Here is a 15,455-nt window from a genome sequence, read left to right on the forward strand (position 1 = left end):
ATCACAGGAAGAGTGTTCGCCCCTGAGTAGAATGAGGGACAGAGGACAATGACCGAAGGATTAGGACAATGTCGCTGCTCCAGATCAATCTCTTCGGCGGTGTCGAGGTCATGCGTGCCTCCGGCGAGTCGGTGTTGATCCCCAGCCGCAAGGCTGCAACTCTCCTTGGCTATGTGGCGCTCAGTTCCCCTCGGGCCATTTCTCGCGGCAAGCTCGCGACCCTGTTGTGGGACGGTCAGTTCGGCGATCGCGCCCGCGCCAGCCTTCGACAGGCTCTGCTCACATTGCGGCGTGAATTGCCGCAATATTCCGACGTGATCGCGGCCGATCGCGACGACATCCGCATCTGCCCGAACGCCATAAGCACCGATGTCGGGGAATTCGAGCGGCTCCTGTCGGATGGAGATCCCGAACGATTGTCTCGCGCGGCGATGCTGTATCGGGGAGACCTTCTCGAGGGCATCAGTTCGACCTCATGCCAGTTCGAAGCCTGGCTGTCTGCCGAGCGCCAGCGACTGAGGACAAAGGCGATGCAGGCGCTTGCGGGCCTGCTGGACGCGGACGGGCGCGAGCACATGGACATCGCGATCGCGCTCGCGCTGCGTATCGTCGCGATCGACCCGCTTCAGGAGCAGGTTCATCGCATCTTGATGCGCTGCTACGCGCAGCAAGGTCGCCGTACCGACGCGCTACGTCAGTACGATCTTTGCCGCTCCGTGCTGTGGCGGGACGTTCGCGCGGTGCCGGAGCAGGAGACCGAACAGCTGCAGCGCGACATCCGCCGCATGTTCCACGCTGCGCCCCTGAGACCTGCCTCGGTCAAATTACAGCGGGCCAAGAACTTTGACGCAACTTTCACGCTCGGCGTGACGCCTGCATCACGATCCTGGTCGTAGCCTTAGCCGCTCGCACAATCGTGCGTAGTGATCCCGACTCCCTTCAGGGAACGCGTGTCGCTCGCGGGTCAGGCACTTCATCAGGAGACTTTGATCATGACTGGAACACAGCAAGGATATGAGGACTACGGCCAATTGGACCCGCAGGGGATATTCGGCTCCATCCTCGGCGGTGCGGCCGGACGCGTTATCGGCAATCTGCTCGGCGGCAAGAGGGGAAAGAATATCGGCGGCGCCATAGGTAACATCGGCGGAGGTTTCCTGCCGTTTTCCGCCGGTCCGGAAACGCCGCAAGCTTCTGTGCAAAATTCTGTGCAGGTCTCCGACATGGAGCTGCAGAGCTTCTGGAGCGTGCTGAAGAAGATCGGCCAGGGCGTGCAGACCGGCGTGAATATCGGTCACCAGCTCGGCGTGTTCAGCGCCGGCCAGCCCGGCCTGCAGCCGGCCGCGGCGCAAGTCTCCGACATCGAGTTGCAGAGCTTCTGGAGCGTGTTGAAGAAGATCGGGCAGGGCGTGCAGACCGGCCTCGATGTCGGCAAGCAGCTCGGCGTGTTCAACGCCGGCCAGCCTGGCCTGCAACCCGCGACGGAGCAGGTCTCCGACATGGAGCTGCAGAGCTTCTGGAGCGTGCTGAAGAAGATCGGCAAGGGCGCCCAGACCGGCCTCGACATCGGTCGGCAGCTCGGCGTGTTCAACGCCGGCCAGCCCGGATTTCAACCCGCAACGGAGCAGGTCTCCGACATGGAGCTGCAGAGCTTCTGGAGCGTGCTGAAGAAGATCGGCAAGGGCGTGCAGACCGGCCTCGATGTCGGCAAGCAGATCGGCGTGTTCAGCGCCGGCCAGCCCGGCCTTCAACCCGCGCAGGAGCAGGTCTCCGACATGGAGCTGCAGGGCTTCTGGAGCGTGCTGAAGAAGATCGGCAAGGGCGTGCAGACCGGCATCGATGTCGGCAAGCAGATCGGCGTGTTCAGCGCCGGCCAGCCCGGATTTCAACCCGCGCCGGAGCAGGTCTCCGACATGGAGCTGCAGAGCTTCTGGAGCGTGCTGAAGAAGATCGGCCAGGGCGCCCAGACCGGCCTCGACATCGGTCGCCAGCTCGGCGTGTTCAACGCCGGCCAGCCCGGCCTGCAGCCGGCTGCGGCGCAGGTCTCCGACATGGAGCTGCAGAGCTTCTGGAGCGTGCTGAAGAAGATCGGCCAGGGTGCCCAGACCGGCCTCGATATCGGTCGGCAGCTCGGCGTCTTCAACGCCGGCCAGCCCGGTGGCACGATGCACTAGACCCAACGCGCGGAGGGCGGGCGAACGCCCGCCCTCCACGCACAGATGACAAGGGAAACCAGATGGCGGATTCAAACACGTCGCAGCAATTCATCGTGCAGGGAGACCCGGTCCAATCCGGTGAGCTCAACGACCACTTGCAGCGTGAACCCGACGTGAAGCGAGTCGCGCAGGTCGCACCCGACGTCGTCATTCTTGCGATGACGAAGACACAGGCCGACCGCCTGAAATCGAGGTTTGCCACGCTCGTGGTTGAACCGGATTCGGCGCTGAAGCCGTTCGATGCCGACTGATTTCTGTGGGCAAACATTGGACACGCAAAACATCAAGGAGGCCGCAGATGGCCACGAGAGGAAAATCAGGACCTTCCGCACAGGGCGAGCACGGTGCGAACGAAGCGGCGACAAACGGCAACGGCGCGATTCCCGAGCATGGCGACAGCCCGTCACCGGCACGCGGGCAGGGGGCCGCAACGATCGCACCGCGCCCGGCGCAATTCATGATCGCGCCGCAGCAGCAACCCGGGCTTGCGACCTTCAGCATCGATTTTCTGACCCAGCAGCTCACCAGCAGCCCCGACATCGAAGTGGTGAAGACGGTGCCTGCGCCGCGCCTGTTCGGATTTCAGAGCGCAGATCTCGGACAAGTGCCGCTCAGTCCGCTGGTCCTCGCCAAGATGACTCCCGACAAGGCCAGGGTGCTGCAGACCCAGGCGGGAGAGCGTTGCGCGGTGGAGCGTGACGAGCGGCTGACCTACATGCTCGACCCGACGACGCCGCAGCTTCCCAATCCGGGGGTGCTGACGCCGCTGGCCGACGGCTTCACTGTGACCATCGAAGTCCTGGGCCAGGACGGCCCGCTGCCCGGCGCCGAGGTTTATGTGTTCGGCAGCATGTGGCCGGCACAGGCCATCACCGACGCCACGGGCCGCGCCACGGTGACGCTCCAAGGCGAAACTCCCGAGACCATCCGCTCGATCCTGGTCAAGCCGAAGATCGACTACTGGACCTTCTGGCTCGATCGTCCGCAGCTCGTTCCCAACAATGTCAACCGGATCGTGGTGAGGGCGCTCGGCGCAGTCTTGCGAAGCTTCCCCGGCCAGCAATTGACCGGTTGGGGTGAGCGCGCCATGGGCCTCGATCGCGTTCCGCCGTCCTTTGATGGCGCCGGTATCAAGATCGCGGTCATCGATTCCGGCCTGGCGCCGACCCATCGCAACCTGCGCGGCATTACGGAAGGCACCAGCATCGTCGGCAATGACAAGGCGGCCTGGACCGTCGACACGATCGGCCATGGCTCGCATTGCGCTGGGATCATCGCCGGCGGCCCCATCGGCTCCGGCGGCGGAATCCGCGGCTTCGCTCCCGCGGCGGAAATCCATGTCTGCCGCATCTTCCCGGGCGGCCGGTTCAGCGATCTCGTCTCGGCGCTCGATTATTGCATGGAGCATGGCATCGACGTCGCCAATATGAGCCTCGGTGGCGGCGAGCCCTCGCGGATCATCGAGGAACGAATCGTCCGCGCCAAGGAAAGGGGCATGGCCTGTATCATTGCTGCGGGGAATTCCTCGGGGCCGGTGCAGTTTCCGGCTTCGACGCCGCATTGCCTGGCGGTCGCCGCGTTGGGCAAGTGGGGCGAGTTTCCCGAGGATAGCTACCATTCGCAGCAAGCCCTCGACGGTTTCCAGAGCCGCGATGGATATTTTCCGGCCAAGTTCTCCTGCTTCGGGCCGGAGATCGACGTCTGTGCGCCGGGTGTGGCGATCGTCTCATCGCTTCCCGCCGATGGTTTCGGTGCATGGGACGGTACCTCGATGGCGACGCCGCATGTCACCGGCCTGGCCGCGCTTGTGCTGGCGCACCATCCGGACTTCACCAAAGGCAGCTTCCAGAATCGCGATGCACGCCGGGTCGAGCGGCTGTTCCAGATCCTGAAGGAAACCGCCACGCCGCTGCAATTCGGTGACCCGAATCGTGCCGGCGCGGGACTGCCGAACGCGATGCGGGCGCTCGGCCTGGAAACCGGAATCGCTCCGGTTGCCGCCGCTGCGTCTGGAACCGATCCCTCGCTGGCAGCGCTGCGTCGCCTGCTTGGATTGCGGCCGGTCGAAGCGCCGAGCATGATTCCGGCGGGCGCGATGACGCCACAGTCCATTGGTCCCATGCCGAACGGTTCGAGCCACGTCGCGCGCGGTCCGGCCCATGTCGCCAATGGAATCGCCCCCATGATGATGGATCCCGATCCAGCTCAGATCCGGCAGCTCATGCACAAGGTCGGATTGCTGTAACGCGCGTCCTTGTGGCCTTGAACGCGGGGCACGGCACCAGCTGTGCCCCGCGCGTTTTCTGACGCGGAGCGATCATTGCGACAGCTTCACGAAATCTGAAAATTTCAGATTTCGTACCAGCGAGGCTGACATGGCGAGTATGCTTCGTTGGTGCTTTGGGCGACACCAAATGCCCTGTGTCGCCACGCCGTCAACCCCTCGCCGCAAAAATATTCCTCTTTACCGAAATTCGGAAATGGCGTATGTGTCGGCCATCCCGGCTCACCAGGAGGGGCGATCTCGAGGTCGTCTTGATCGCGAGCCGGGCTTGCGGTGGACGCGGCAGCGTCGGCATGAGAGGTGCGGGCAGGGCGGGTAGTCCCTGTGAGCCCGTGGCCGCGTGTAGACGAACGGCGCTGCCAGGCTTCGTCTCGTCTGTAAGTTTCGCAGCTTCGTCGACAGGGCTGGGAATACTGCAGGTGAAATGGCGGGCCGTGCGTACGGCAAAACCGTGTGGTCCTGGCCGTCGTTGCTACGGTCAAGCCGGATCGAAGATGTGCGCGAGCCCAACCGGGCGGACGGCATCGTCAATTCGAACGGCGAGGGAGGCCAGAAGGACATTCGGCTCCCGGGAGAGCGCGGCATAAGCCGTCCGACCATCGCGCAGGGAAGGCCGAGTGATCGGCACCACCTGTATGCTGCTGTGCGGTTCTTCTGCGTGTGCATTTTGCGCAGCAGACCGCGGGTGCGTTGTCAGCACCCGGCCTTCCCTGCGCCCTCTTGGATATAAGGGTGCGAAGATGAAGCAAAGCTCGGGCGAATTCAGCCGCGAGAACGAGAAGGCGTGTCTATGAGTCGAGGTATCTGCCACAAACGCGATCTCGTAGGGTGGGCAAAGCGCAGCGTGCCCACGCGCCTATCGCCGCATCGGACAGATCGTGGGCACGGCGCAAGGGCGCCTTTGCCATCCTACGGCTGTGCGGTTCTTCTGCGTGTGCATTTGCCTCTTGAACGAGAGGGTGAAGTGGTCAAGCAAAGCTCGGGCGAAAATCGTCGCGAGGCTGCGAAGTCGTGCCCCAATCCCTGAACTCCCTACACAGCCATCAGCGTCCGAGAGCCGCGTGATCCAGCACGTCTCCCTGGCCGCTTCGGCTCATGTCTTCAGTTTTGCCGGCATTCTGCTCGGCTTCGTACACGACGCCGATGGTCCGGAGGATGCTGGACGGATTGACGCTGATCGAGTCGATCCCAAGCCCGGCCAGAAACCGTGCGATCTCCGGATAGTTCGCCGGTGCCTCGCCGCAGATGCCGATATGGCGGCGGTTGCGCTTGGCGCCGTCGACGGCGAGTCTCAGCATTTCCAGCATGCCGGGATCGCGCTCGTCGAAGTCGAAGGCGACGATGTCGGAATCCCTGTCGACCCCAAGCGTGAGCTGGGTCAAATCGTTCGAGCCGATCGAGAAGCCGTCGAACAGCTCCGCGAACCGGTCGATCAGGATGACGTTGTTGGGAATCTCGCACATCACGTAGATCTCGAGCCCGTTCTCGCCCTGCTTCAGCCCCTGCTGGGCCATGGTCTGGATGACATTGCGGGCTTCCTCGACGCGCCGGCAGAACGGAATCATGACCTTCAGGTTGGTCAGGCCCATGTCGTTGCGGACCCGCCGCAAGGCGGCGCATTCCAGTGCAAAGCCCGCGGCATAGGCGGGGTGGGCGTAGCGGGCCGCGCCGCGGAAGCCGAGCATCGGGTTCTCCTCCCGCGGCTCGAAATCGGCGCCGGCTGTGAGATTGGCATATTCATTGGTCTTGAAATCGGACAGGCGAACGATGACCGGACGCGGGAAGAACGCGGCCGCGATCGTACCTACGCCCTCCGAGAGGCGCTCGACGAAGAAGTCCGAGGACTTCCTCCAGCGCCGGGTGATCTGCTCGATCAATCGCCGGTCCTTGGCGGATTTCACCTGCTTCGGCTTTGCCAGCGCCATGGGGTGAATGCCGATGTGCTGGTTGATGATGAATTCCATGCGCGCCAGGCCGACGCCGTCGTTCGGCATCATGGCGGTCTTGAAGGCGAGCTCTGGATTGCCGAGATTGACCATGATCTTGGTGCGCGGCTTCCTCAGTGCCGCGGTCGCGACTCGCTCGACGTCGAAGGGCAGGCGGCCGGCATAGACATGGCCGATGTCGCCCTCGGCACAGGATACGGTCACGTTGGTGCCGGTCTTCACCTTCCTGGTGATGCCTTCGATCCCGACCACGGCGGGAACGCCGAGCTCGCGGGCAACGATGGCGGCATGGCAGGTCCGGCCGCCATGCTCGGTGACGATCGCGGCAGCGATCTTCATGACCGGCTCCCAGTCCGGGCTGGTGGCCGGCGCGACCAGGACCTCGCCCGGCTTGAAGGCGCGCAGATCCTGCTTCTTTCTAATCAGCCGGACCTTGCCGGCCGCGATCTTCTCGCCGACGGCGCGGCCTTCGCCGAGCACCGCCGCGGCATTCGGCTTGAGCACATAGTTCTCCAGCGCCTCGGGCGTGCGGCGGGATGCAACCGTCTCGGGCCGGGCCTGGATGATATAGAGCTTGCCGTCGGTGCCGTCCTTGGCCCATTCGACGTCCATCGGTCGCGGATGTCCCGCCTTGTTCGAGTAATGATTCTCGATGACGATCGCGCTCTCGGCAAGGCTGAGGACATCGTCGTCCGAAATGCAAAGACTCTCGCGCTCGCGGCGCGACGTCGGCACGTTGCGCGTGGTGGTGCGACCCCGCGCATAGATCATCTTCTTGTCCTTGGCGCCGATCCGGCGCGACAGCACCGCGCGGAAGCCTGCGTTGAAGGTCGGCTTGTGGACATAGAACTCGTCCGGCTCGACGGCGCCCTGCACGATGTTCTCGCCCAACCCGTAGGCGCCGGTCACGAACACCACGTCGCGAAACCCGGATTCCGTATCGAGCGTGAAGATGACGCCGCTGGACGCGAGGTCCGACCGGACCATCTTCATCACGGCGACTGAAAGCGCGACCTTGAAATGATCGAAGCCGTTGTCGATGCGATAGGAGATCGCGCGGTCCGTGAAGATCGAGGCAAAGCAGCGGCGGCAGGCCTCGAACAGCGCGCGCGCGCCGCGGACGTTGAGAAAGCTGTCGTGCTGTCCGGCGAAGCTCGCGTTCGGCAGGTCCTCGGCGGTGGCCGAGCTGCGGACTGCCACCGCAACGTTCGGCCCGTATTCCTGCTCGAGCTGCCGATAGGCCTCCGCAACCTTCTGCCTGAGGTCGGCGAGGTCCGTCGCGGCGTACACGATGTCCCGCGCCGCGGCACCCCGCCGGGCGAGGTCAGCGATATGCCGCTTGTCGAGACCCGCAAGCAGCTTGCGCAACTCTTCCCAGGCGCCTTGCTGCAGGAGGGCGGCGCGATAGGCGGCAGCCGTCAGCGCAAAGCCGTTCGGCACCGAGATGCCGCGCCGCGACAACATGGAATAGAGCTCGCCGAGCGAGGCGGTCTTGCCGCCGACCATGCCGACATCGTCCAGGCCGAGATCCTCGAACCAGCGAACGTAGGGGTTGCCGCTCATATCTTTGCTCCGCATTGCAGTCGAGGGCGCCGTCGGGACGCGATCCTGACCGGCAATGTGGCGGGAGGCGGGGTGTACGGTGTTGCGAAAGATCAATGGCGGCTTCAGCTAGGTTTCTTCGATCACCACCTGCTCGGCCAGCCGTTCGACATCCGCGGTCCGGCACAGCTCGGTGCCGGGATGGAGCAGGGCAGCGGCGCCCGCTGCCATGGCGTAGCGGAAGGCGGCGCCCAGATCGGTGCCGGAGGCGAGCCGCAGCACCAGCGCGCCGAGAAAACTGTCACCGGCCCCGACGGCGCTCAGCGGCTTGATCGGCAGAGACTTCGCTTGCCATGTGCGGTCCCGGGTCACCAGCGCCGCGCCGAGATGTCCCATGGTCAGCGCGACGATCGACGCTTGCCGCGTCTCGACGATGCGTCGGGCGGCCGCCACCCATTCACCGGCGTCCTGAGGTTCAGTTCCCGTCAATTCACGCATCTCGCGCAAATTTGGCTTGATCAGGTCGACGCCTTCGGCGACTGCCGCGGCAAGCGCCGCGCCTGACGTATCGAGAATGATCTGGGATCCACGCCGCTTGGTGATCGCCGCCAGGCGCGCATAGAAATCGTCGGGCACTCCGCCCGGCAAGCTGCCGCTCGCGACCACAATTCGGGGAAAAGGATCGAGCGAGGCGATCAGCTGCAGGAACTCCGACCATTCGCGGTCAGTGAGTGTCGGCCCCGGAAGGATGAAGCGGTATTGCAAAGCAGTTGACTGCTCGTGGACAAAGAAATCCTCCCGCGTCTCCCCCGCGATCGGGAAAGTCTGGCTGTCAACGCTCTCCGCGTCGAGCAGGCGGCGCAGCAGATCGCCCGTCCCGCCGCCCACCGGATAGATCGCGCGCACGCCGCGGCCGCCGAGCCGCTTGATCACGCGCGCGACATTGATGCCGCCGCCGCCAGGGTCGCGCCGCTGCGAGGTGCCGCGCAACTTCGCGACGGGAACGATCTTTTCGACCGAAGTCGACACATCGACCGCGGGATTGATCGTGACGGTGGCGATGTCCGGCATGAGCTTGTCTGTGTCCACTTGGAGTCAGAATATCGTCCCGCAAGGATGGGCCAGCCTGGAGCGCTCATCTGCCTTCGATTAGCCTCGCAGGATATCCCGGCAGGGCAGCGCCAGTTTAATCTGGATCAAAGCCGATGTTGCGCCGTCGGTCGGTTGAAGAATCGAACCGAGGAGTCTTTGCCGCAAGGCGCGACTAGGAACTCCGGGCGCGCCCGGCGCTTGAATCGGCGGGCCAGAGTCGCCGTCGATTGCTGGCCTGCACGGCCCGCCTCCAAAGCCCCCATGCCCCCCAGGGTGGGCCGTGCGTCACCAGAGGAGACACCATGTCCGATCCGACCGAGCAAGAGATCAGAGAACGCGCGCACCGCCTGTGGGAGCAGGCCGGCAAGCCTGAAGGCCGCGACGACGAGTTTTGGCAGGCCGCCGAGCAGGAGCTGCGCAACGAGGACAAGTCCAATACGTTGCGGACGCCGGACACGTTGTGACCGACAAGATCTGCCCATTCTGCCGGGGTCTGGGATGGGTCTGCGAAAATCATCCGCTTCGGGCCTGGAGCGAACAGCTCGGCGGCTGCCGCTGCGGCGAGGGCATGCCCTGCACCTGCAACACGACCGAAGATCCGGAAATACGCGTGGTGATCGTCGAAGCGGACACGACGTGGCACTGAACAGGGGCGGCCCGTTTCCCGCGCGATGCGAGCCCGCGGCTCGGGGAACAGAGCATCCCGGACGGGCATTCAGTGTCTGAACAGCACGGGCTCCAGAATATTTTCCCACGGCAGTGTCGGCGGTGGACGAGCAGAAGAAACTAGAGCACCAGATCGAACTCGCAACGCGAGCGGCCGCGCTCGTCAGGGACGAAACCACCGGGCAGCGCTTCCGAAGCTTTGCCGAGGAGCTGAAGCGAAAGCTCCGGCGCATGATGCGGCGCGGCAAGGTGCGCGCGCGCGCCTACGAGCTTTGGGAGCAGGCTGGTCGGCCGGCCGGTCGCGAGCTGGAGTTCTGGCTCGAAGCGGAACGGCAGATCGAGGACGAACGCGAAGAACGGAAGGGTTCCGACGCGGCCTCGAAGCGATAGCAGCGAGCCCGATCCGGGCTCGATCACCGGACTCTTGTCCTCAGGCCCGGACTTGACTGGTGTCCGCATTTTCAGTGCTGCGTCCTCGGTGCTGCGTCGCAATAGTGCGGCGCTGCAACGAAGAAAAGGCCGCCGGGCTCCTCGCCCTGGCGGCCTCGAAAAGTCCGTAGCTGTTGATTGCCTCCGCAGCCTTACGCGTACCGCCGTTACCTTGTTTGCGGCCATGCACGATATTTGTAGGCCGCGGCGCATGATTCGCCTGTGACCTGAAGCACACAATGGGAAAAGTATGATGGCCATGGGAAAAGTATGATGGCCGCCAGCGGCGGCAATATGGATTGCTTCGCAATGACAATGTGGGGGCGGCGAGCACTACATTCCGCTCTCGTGCCCCGGACGCAGCGCAGCGTCATTTCGACGGCGCGCTGCTGAGCCGGGGCCCATGTCACCGCGCCGCAACGCCATAAGCGCGTTCACGCGCGTCTTCGCCGCGCTATGCGCGTTGCAGCTTGTCCGGAATAACGGACTACACCCGATACCACGCCGCCAGATTCCACGTCGTGACGTCCCAGCCCGACATGTCGATCATGAGGTTGTTGACGTGGGCGTTGACGACGTTGCGGGAGAGCAGCGGCAGGAACACATGCGCCTCGCAGAAGATCTCGTCGACCTTGATCAGCAGCGCGGCGCGCTTGGCCGGATCGAGCTCGTTCTGCGCGGCCTTGTAGGCCTTGTCGGCTTCGGGATCCGACCAGCGCGAGATGTTGCGGCCGGCCCATTTGTTCTCCTTGGTGGCGATCTCCCAGGAGACGCACTGGCTCAGGAAGCGCTCCGGATCGGGCTGCGGCTGCGTGGTGTTGTACATCTCCATGTCGGCATAGAATTTCGAGTAGGTGTCGGGGTTGCCGACGTCCGAGGAGAAGAACACCGAGGCGGTGACCGCCTTGATCTCGATCTCGATGCCGGCCTTGTCGCAGGCCTGCTTGATGATGGCCTGAGTCTTCTGGCGCGGCGCGTTGGTCGAGGTCTGGAAAACGTATTTGAGCCTCTTGCCGTCCTTCTCACGGATGCCGTCCGCGCCTTTTTTCCAGCCGGCCTCGTCGAGCACCTTGTTGGCCTTGTCGATGCTGAACTCGTATTTCAGCTTGGGCGACTTGAACTGCTTGGGTGCGTTGACGAAGCTCGCGGTGGCGATGCCGCCGCGGCCGTAGATGTATTTCTGGATCGAATCGCGGTCGATCAGCAGGTTGATGGCCCGGCGCACGGCCGGGTCGGACAGCGTCGGATGCTTGGTCTTGGCGTTCGAACGCTCGCCGTCGACCTCGGTCCACGGGTCGGTCGTGTTGAGGATGATGAACTCGACGTTGCCGGACGGCGTGATGTCGAGCTTGCCCTTGCCGCTCGCCTCCATGCGCTTGAGGACCTCCTCCTCCACCTGCATGTTCCAGGCGAAGTCATATTCGCCGGTCTGCAGCACGGCGCGCGCCGCCGACACCGCATCGCCGCCGCCCTTGATCTCGAGCGTGTCGAAATGCGGCTGGTTCTTGATGTGATAGTCGGGATTGCGTTCGGCGCGGATCAGGTCGCCGGGCTTGAACTCGACGAATTTGTAGGGGCCGGTGCCAACCGGTTTCAGATTGGCCGGCGCCTCGCGCGACTTTGCGCCGGCATAGTCGCCGAAATGATGTTTTGGCAGGATCGGGCCGACCGAGCCGACGAACGGGTCGGCCCAGAACGGCGTCGGCGCCTTGAAGGTCACCTTGACCGTATGGTCGTCGATCTTGTCGACCTTGATGTCCTTGTAGGATCCGGTGGTGTAGGCCGCCGTCGCGAGATCGGCGGCATAGACCCAGGTGAAGACGACGTCGTCGGCGGTGAAGGGCTTGCCGTCATGCCATTTGACGCCCTGCTTCAGCTTCCAGATCACGCTCGTGCCGTCGGCGGCAAGGCCGCCGTTCTGCTTGGTCGGGACTTCGGCGGCGAGGCAGGGGACCAAATTGCCCTCCCTGTCCCAGCCGGCGAGCGGTTCGAAGAACACGCGCGAGGCCATCTGGTCCTTGGTGCCGATCGCGAAATGCGGATTGAGCAGGGTCGGGGCCTGCCAGAACAGCAGCTTCAGCGGGCCGCCGCCGCCAGCCTTGGTCGGCTTGTACGGCAGCCTGGCATCCGCCATCGCGACGTCGTGCCAGACCAGGATCTGGCTCGCGATCGGGGCTGCGATTCCGAGCGCGGCCACCTTTTGCATGAACGATCGCCGCGACAGCGTGCCTTGCTGCACCTGTCCGACCAGACTCCGGATTTCGTTCTCGTTCATCAGATGACCCCTCCACCTCGAAGACAAATCGTCGCTGGCAACCATCATGTTGCATCGGGCGCGAGGCGGCAATGCCGGCAGGGCTGCCCTGCGACGAAATGACGACGTGGAGGGCCGGGACCTGGACCGGCACCTGAGAAACCAGGCGACGATCCAGTGCGAACTCATGTGAACCTTGGGAAATCCTAAGGCCGCGCCGCAACCCTAACGCGGTCACTCCCGGCGCGGTGCTGCCGAGCTGGTAGGCGGTCTGCCTTCTATATGCGCCTCGCGGATGAGCCTTACATTTGAGCTTTGCGCAATGTCCGCTTGTCTCGAGCCGCGGCTACCGACATCATCGGGCGCTTGGCCATCCTCGTCCGACAGGGGTCGCATGAAACGCTTTGCAAGCCTGAAACGCCTGGGATTCTTCACGCGGCTGCTCGACGAGGCTCCGCCGGCGGATCGCTATCGCTTCGCGGCCGAGCAGATCGTGCACGCTGAAAAGGCGGGCCTCGATGCCGCGTGGATTGCGCAGCATCATTTCCACGAGCGTGAGGGCGGTCTGCCGTCGCCCTTCACCTTCCTCGGCTACGTCGCGGCGCAGACCTCGCGCATCCGCCTCGGCACCGGCATCGTCACCCTGCCGCTGGAGAATGCGGTGCGGGTGGCGGAGGACGCCGCGGTGCTCGATCTCCTCTGCAACGGCCGCTTCGAGCTCGGCGTCGGCACCGGCGGCAATCCCTCGGCGTTCGCCGCCTTCGGCCTCGACAGCGCCCAGCGCAACGAGATCTTTGCCCGCAATCTCGAGGTCGTCCGCACCGCGCTGGTCGGCAAACCGCTCGCGGGCGGCGACACGATCTATCCGCAGCGGCCGCAACTGGACAAGCGGATCTGGCAGGCGACCTTCTCGGTGGCCGGCGGGGCGCGCGCCGGCAAGGCCGGCGATGGCCTGTTGCTCTCGCGCACCCAGCCGCGAACCAAGGAGGCGCCAAACGCGACCCTCGCCGAGATCCAGAACCCGGTGATCGATGCCTATCTGGACGCGCTGCCCAAGGGGGCCGAGCCGCGCATCATGGCTTCACGCAGCGTCTTCGTCGCCGACGATCATCGAGAGGCAATGCGGCTCGCCGACATTGGTCTGCGCCGCGCGCTGCCGCAATTCCTGCAGGGCGGTCACGCCAAGCCGGGCGAGACACTGGAGGAAATGATCGCGGCCTTCGACACTCATGTCGGCAATGCCGATCACGTCATCGCCTCGCTGCGGGCCGATGCGACGCTGGAGCGGGTGACCGATCTCGTGTTCCAGGTGCATTCGGTCGACGCGCCGCACCCTCACGTCCTGCGCTCGATCGAGCTGGTCGCCGAGAAGGTCGCGCCGGCCCTGGGCTGGACCCGGACGGCGGGCGAAGTGGCGCTTGCGGTCTAGCCGGAATGGATGTGCTCGCGTTGCACCAAACCATCTCGTATCAGGCCGACGCTGCTCGCGCGACCGGCTCGACCGGCAGATCATCGCCGTTGGGGTCACCCGGCGCGGTGGCCCAGGCCAGCTCCACCAGCGTCACGATGCGGCGGCCGCCGCCGTCGAGCTGGACCACGATCAGGCCTTGCTCCTCCATGTAGCCGAGCAGCCGCTGTGCCCGGCGCAGCGAATGCGAGCCGTAGGCCCGCGCGATCGCGGCGTCGCCGGGGCAGGGCCAGCCCTCCTTGGCGGCGCGTGCGATCATCATGAACACGCCCTGCATGTCCTCGGGCAAGATCGACGCGCGCAGCGACACGTCCTGCCAGGCGTCGTCCTCGGTGAGATCGGCGCCGAGCCCGGCGCGTGCATGCGTCAGCATGCGGCGAAACTCGTTGAGGTCGGGCACCGCCGAGCCAAGGCCCTCGATGCGGCAGCGGACCACGAACTCCTGGTAGAGCACGCCGATGGCGCGGAAGCCCGCGTCGGGCGCGGCGAGCACGGCCCGCAGCGTACGGTCCACGCGCGCGCGCCGCTCGGCGAGCTCCTCGGCGCTGACCGGCACCTCGACCACTTCCGGCTGGGTCACCGGGGCGGCGGCCTTCGCGGCACGAAGCTGCTCCAGCAGATCCGGCGCCGGCCGGCGCTGCGGCCGGCTGGCATCGGGCGGCGGCGCGGCCAGGATCACGGCGCGCGCATCCTCCAGCGTCGCTTCCGGCAGCGGCATCAGGCGCGGCGTCGAGTTGCGTGGAGAGGTGTCGGTCGGGCCGATGTTGAGACGCAGCGGACGGCGCGACAGTGCAGGTCCGAGCGCCATGAACTGTCCGCGCTCGAGATCGCGGAAGGCTTCGGCCTGCCGCCGCTCCATGCCGAGCAGGTCGGCGGCGCGCGCCATGTCGATGTCGAGGAAGGTCCGGCCCATCAGGAAATTGGAGGCTTCCGCCGCGACGTTCTTGGCGAGCTTCGCCAAGCGTTGCGTCGCGATGATGCCGGCGAGCCCACGCTTGCGGCCTCGGCACATCAGGTTGGTCATGGCGCCGAGCGAGAGCTTTCGCGCTTCGTCCGAGACTTCGCCCGCTACCGCCGGCGCGAACAGCTGCGCCTCGTCCACGACCACGAGCATCGGATACCAATGGTCGCGGTCGACGTCGAACAGGCCGCCGAGAAACGCGGCGGCGCGCCGCATCTGGTTCTCGGCGTCGAGACCTTCGAGATTGAGCACGGTGGAGACGCGATGCAGCCGCGCGCGTTCGCCCGCAACCTGAAGGCCGCGCTCGGTGTGATCCTCGGCCTCGATCACCAGATGGCCGAAGCGCTCGGCCAGCGTGACGAAATCGCCTTCGGGGTCGATGATGGCCTGCTGCACCCAGGGCGCACTCTGTTCCAACAGCCGCCGCAGCAAATGCGATTTGCCGGAACCGGAATTGCCCTGCACGAGGAGGCGGGTCGCCAAGAGTTCCTCGAGGTCCATGGCGGCCACGGCGCCCGCCGTGGTCTGCCCCATCTCGATCGCAACCGTCATGTCCCCGACTCAAGTCCTCGTCATTCGCGGACAGCGGCTTATCAA

The 15,455-nt window shown here is 65.0% G+C and carries 12 protein-coding genes; 8 read left to right on the plus strand and 4 right to left on the minus strand.

Annotated features, from left to right (window positions below):
- The first annotated feature begins 68 nt into the window (after positions 1-68).
- The 4 genes from DCM79_RS25375 (at position 69) to DCM79_RS25390 (ending at position 4,461) form a co-directional block, all read left to right on the plus strand.
- Positions 69-896 (plus strand): BTAD domain-containing putative transcriptional regulator, encoded by an 828-nt coding sequence (locus tag DCM79_RS25375; RefSeq protein ID WP_257176852.1) that lies wholly within the window; start codon positions 69-71, stop codon positions 894-896.
- A gap of 96 nt (positions 897-992) precedes the next feature.
- Positions 993-2,174 carry a hypothetical protein gene (locus tag DCM79_RS25380; protein ID WP_257176853.1) on the plus strand — a complete coding sequence of 394 codons (1,182 nt, stop codon included), beginning with the start codon at positions 993-995 and terminating at the stop codon, positions 2,172-2,174.
- Positions 2,175-2,236: 62 nt separating this feature from the next.
- Positions 2,237-2,467, plus strand: a complete 231-nt coding sequence (locus tag DCM79_RS25385; RefSeq protein WP_257176854.1) for a hypothetical protein — start codon at positions 2,237-2,239, stop codon at positions 2,465-2,467.
- 47 nt (positions 2,468-2,514) lie between these two features.
- Positions 2,515-4,461, plus strand: a complete 1,947-nt coding sequence (locus DCM79_RS25390) for a S8 family serine peptidase (protein WP_257176855.1) — start codon at positions 2,515-2,517, stop codon at positions 4,459-4,461.
- A gap of 1,082 nt (positions 4,462-5,543) precedes the next feature.
- On the opposite strand, the gene ppsA is transcribed toward DCM79_RS25390, so the two are convergent.
- Together ppsA and DCM79_RS25400 are read right to left on the minus strand one after the other, a co-directional pair.
- Positions 5,544-8,009 carry a phosphoenolpyruvate synthase gene (gene ppsA, locus DCM79_RS25395; protein WP_257176856.1) on the minus strand — a complete coding sequence of 822 codons (2,466 nt, stop codon included), beginning with the start codon at positions 8,007-8,009 and terminating at the stop codon, positions 5,544-5,546.
- 108 nt (positions 8,010-8,117) lie between these two features.
- Positions 8,118-9,059, minus strand: coding sequence for a 1-phosphofructokinase family hexose kinase (locus tag DCM79_RS25400; protein ID WP_257176857.1), 942 nt, complete (start codon positions 9,057-9,059; stop codon positions 8,118-8,120).
- Positions 9,060-9,382: 323 nt separating this feature from the next.
- On the opposite strand from DCM79_RS25400, the gene DCM79_RS25405 reads away from it, so the two are divergent.
- The 3 genes from DCM79_RS25405 to DCM79_RS25415 all read left to right on the plus strand — a co-directional run bounded on the left by DCM79_RS25405 (position 9,383) and on the right by DCM79_RS25415 (position 10,136).
- On the plus strand, positions 9,383-9,544 hold the full coding sequence (locus DCM79_RS25405) for a DUF2934 domain-containing protein (protein ID WP_257176858.1): 162 nt from the start codon (positions 9,383-9,385) through the stop codon (positions 9,542-9,544).
- Positions 9,541-9,726 carry a hypothetical protein gene (locus tag DCM79_RS25410; RefSeq protein ID WP_257176859.1) on the plus strand — a complete coding sequence of 62 codons (186 nt, stop codon included), beginning with the start codon at positions 9,541-9,543 and terminating at the stop codon, positions 9,724-9,726. The genes DCM79_RS25405 and DCM79_RS25410 overlap by 4 nt, the downstream gene beginning before the upstream one ends.
- Before the next feature lie 122 nt (positions 9,727-9,848).
- Positions 9,849-10,136 (plus strand): DUF2934 domain-containing protein, encoded by a 288-nt coding sequence (locus DCM79_RS25415; RefSeq protein ID WP_257176860.1) that lies wholly within the window; start codon positions 9,849-9,851, stop codon positions 10,134-10,136.
- Positions 10,137-10,662: 526 nt separating this feature from the next.
- Here the strand turns inward: DCM79_RS25415 and DCM79_RS25420 are convergent.
- A complete protein-coding gene (locus DCM79_RS25420) occupies positions 10,663-12,450 on the minus strand; it encodes a peptide ABC transporter substrate-binding protein (protein WP_257176861.1) in 1,788 nt (595 codons plus the stop codon).
- 373 nt (positions 12,451-12,823) lie between these two features.
- Here DCM79_RS25420 and DCM79_RS25425 point away from each other — a divergent pair, with 373 nt between their 5' ends.
- Positions 12,824-13,858 carry a putative FMN-dependent luciferase-like monooxygenase gene (locus DCM79_RS25425; protein WP_257176862.1) on the plus strand — a complete coding sequence of 345 codons (1,035 nt, stop codon included), beginning with the start codon at positions 12,824-12,826 and terminating at the stop codon, positions 13,856-13,858.
- 40 nt (positions 13,859-13,898) lie between these two features.
- Here DCM79_RS25425 and DCM79_RS25430 read toward each other — a convergent pair whose 3' ends face one another.
- Positions 13,899-15,410: an ATP-binding protein gene (locus DCM79_RS25430; RefSeq protein WP_257176863.1), complete on the minus strand. Its 1,512-nt coding sequence runs from the start codon at positions 15,408-15,410 to the stop codon at positions 13,899-13,901.
- Between the last annotated feature and the right edge of the window lie 45 nt (positions 15,411-15,455).

The sequence above is a fragment of the Bradyrhizobium sp. WBOS07 genome, from assembly GCF_024585165.1.
GTDB classification, from domain to species: Bacteria; Pseudomonadota; Alphaproteobacteria; order Rhizobiales; family Xanthobacteraceae; genus Bradyrhizobium; species Bradyrhizobium japonicum_B.

Coding starts and splice junctions, on each gene's coding strand:
- DCM79_RS25425 (WP_257176862.1), top strand. CDS start 12,824: ATGAAACGCTTTGCAAGCCTGAAACGCCTGGGATTCTTCACGCGGCTG.
- DCM79_RS25380 (WP_257176853.1), top strand. CDS start 993: ATGACTGGAACACAGCAAGGATATGAGGACTACGGCCAATTGGACCCG.
- ppsA (WP_257176856.1), bottom strand. CDS start 8,009: ATGAGCGGCAACCCCTACGTTCGCTGGTTCGAGGATCTCGGCCTGGAC.
- DCM79_RS25420 (WP_257176861.1), bottom strand. CDS start 12,450: ATGAACGAGAACGAAATCCGGAGTCTGGTCGGACAGGTGCAGCAAGGC.
- DCM79_RS25375 (WP_257176852.1), top strand. CDS start 69: ATGTCGCTGCTCCAGATCAATCTCTTCGGCGGTGTCGAGGTCATGCGT.
- DCM79_RS25385 (WP_257176854.1), top strand. CDS start 2,237: ATGGCGGATTCAAACACGTCGCAGCAATTCATCGTGCAGGGAGACCCG.
- DCM79_RS25430 (WP_257176863.1), bottom strand. CDS start 15,410: ATGACGGTTGCGATCGAGATGGGGCAGACCACGGCGGGCGCCGTGGCC.
- DCM79_RS25405 (WP_257176858.1), top strand. CDS start 9,383: ATGTCCGATCCGACCGAGCAAGAGATCAGAGAACGCGCGCACCGCCTG.
- DCM79_RS25400 (WP_257176857.1), bottom strand. CDS start 9,059: ATGCCGGACATCGCCACCGTCACGATCAATCCCGCGGTCGATGTGTCG.
- DCM79_RS25390 (WP_257176855.1), top strand. CDS start 2,515: ATGGCCACGAGAGGAAAATCAGGACCTTCCGCACAGGGCGAGCACGGT.